The following is a 2053-nucleotide window of genomic DNA, read 5'->3' as shown; positions in this document are numbered from 1 at the left end:
GTCTTGAAATGAGTGGGAAGTTATTCTTCTTTTATTTTCTCTAATATTTTATTAGATTTTACCATCATATTCTTTTAAATATAACATATAACATTTTTCAGAAAAAATTTTTACATTATTTCCTGTTGAGCATTATTCTGTATCACAGATTCGTTTTCAAATTCTCTACCCCAACCAGTAATAACCCACAAAATACTTATAACTGTCATAATCAAACAGAAATAAGAGCATTTAATTATACAATTTATGATTGTAACACAAAAACACAAAATATTATCTAATTAAACTAAGATTAAATCTAAAAATCAGTTTTCAACAACATAAAAATTGAATATCACAGAGACAGTTGTGAATGTCAAATAATATTTTACACTTTTCGCTCATTAAGATTTTACACCTAAGATTTTCCAAAAATGGTTTCTCTGTTAGTTAATCTGTAGCTATCACCATCTAAATTGATGATTTCGCACTTATGAACTATGCGATCTAATATCGCAGCTGTAATTGCCTGATCGCCTATTAGTTCACCCCAATCTGAAGGCCCTTTATTCGAGGTGATGATAATTGAAGTCTGACCATACAGTTTGTTTATCAGCTGGAAAAAGAGATTAGATTCCTGTTTTTCCATGGCCATAAACATAATGTCATCGATAATTAATAAATCACACTTTAAAACTCTATTGAGTTTAGTTTTAGAAGACCTAATCATTTCAGGAGTTTTAAGCCAGTAAATTAAGTCACTAATGCCTGCAAATATTACTTTGTAGCCTTCGTTAATGGCATGAATTCCGAGGCCAATACTAAGGTGAGTCTTACCATTATCGAAAGCTTTCTATAATGGAAAATCACATTTGATGGTATCAATTGGTTTTGAAGCCTGCAGACAGGGTAAATCAGTTGGATTCTTTACTGCAGCTAGTTTGTGTAATCAACTGATTGAAATGCAGGAAGAACAGCAGCTGCTCAAATTTTTAAAGAAGATCAGTAAATTAGATTTATTATTAATTGATGAATTGGGCTTTGTTGAATTATCAAATCAGGCGACACAACTAATGTTTCAAATCTTTTCAGAACGATATGAAAAAGGATCTATATTTTTAACCAGCAATCTTGAATTTGCTGAATGGGCTAAAGTATTTCATGATGAAAGAATGACTGCTGCAATTATTGATAGACTGATTCATAACAGCAAGATAATGTTATTTAATGGATCTAGTCATCGGCTCTTAGATCAGCAGAAGGAAACAAAGAAAGCCTAGTAATTTTAACTACAGAAGGAGTAATTTCTTCTCCTTCTCTTTTTTAAACTAGGTGGTACACAATTCGATTGGTAGGGTGGTACATTTTTCGCTTGACAAAAGCAGCTTCATTAGTTGCAATAAAAACCTGTTTTAAAAGAACAAGTTCATTTATTCTTTCTACAGTTTCCTGCAGCATGATCATCATTTAGCTTTAAAAAGTGTTTTGGATGATCTTTTCTACTTAAAGGCCAGAATCTAGTTCCTTCTCCTCCAGCCATAATTAGTGCTGTTATCATTTTTTAATACCTCACTTATTTATTGTATAATAAAATTGCTAAGTATTTTATTTTTTAAATTCCTTTAACCACTCAACTACAATTTCTACCTCTTCTTCTGTTAAGTTAGAAGAACAGGGTATATTAATTAAATGATCTACATAATACTGAGCCTTTTCAATCTGATAGGCTTGATTATCAAGATAAGGTTTCTGCTGATGAATCAGTCCCCAGAGAGGTCGGGCCTGGATGTTAACATCATTTAATTTCTTTAACAGCTCGTCTCTATCGATTCCGTATTGATCCTGATCAACTATTACAGCATAAAACCAGTGATTGGCTCTTGTTCCCTGATTAAAAGGTAATAAGCTTAAGCCATCTATTTCAGCTATTGCTTTTTTGTAAAGCTTATAATTTTTCTTTTTAGTGGCTATAAAGTCTTCCAGCCTGTCTATCTGTTCTGTTCCATAGGCTGCCTGAATATTGGTCATCCGGTAGTTATATCCTATTTCATCATGCTGATAGTATAATGGGTCT

The 2053-nt window shown here is 32.1% G+C and carries 2 protein-coding genes and 2 pseudogenes; 1 reads left to right on the top strand and 3 read right to left on the bottom strand.

Annotated features, from left to right (window positions below; all coding sequences use genetic code 11):
- Window positions 1–397: 397 nt before the first annotated feature.
- A pseudogene (locus CI949_RS20255) lies at window positions 398–817 on the bottom strand (ATP-binding protein); the annotation flags it as partial.
- 34 nt (window positions 818–851) lie between these two features.
- Between CI949_RS20255 and CI949_RS20250 the strand changes: the two are divergent.
- The gene (locus CI949_RS20250) at window positions 852–1259 is read left to right on the top strand and encodes an ATP-binding protein (protein WP_219997547.1); all 408 of its coding nucleotides are present in this window, start codon (window positions 852–854) and stop codon (window positions 1257–1259) included.
- Between the two features lie 103 nt (window positions 1260–1362).
- On the opposite strand, the pseudogene CI949_RS20245 reads toward CI949_RS20250, so the two are convergent.
- Both CI949_RS20245 and CI949_RS20240 read right to left on the bottom strand, forming a co-directional pair.
- Window positions 1363–1537, bottom strand: a pseudogene (locus CI949_RS20245) (sugar phosphate nucleotidyltransferase); the annotation flags it as partial.
- Between the two features lie 47 nt (window positions 1538–1584).
- The coding region (locus CI949_RS20240) for a DegT/DnrJ/EryC1/StrS family aminotransferase (RefSeq protein WP_290769820.1) at window positions 1585–2053 on the bottom strand (469 nt) is incomplete at its 5' end.

This window comes from Halanaerobium sp. (genome assembly GCF_003070835.1).
The sequence above is the reverse complement of the archived record's forward strand: the minus strand, read 5'-3'. Positions and strand labels throughout refer to the sequence as shown.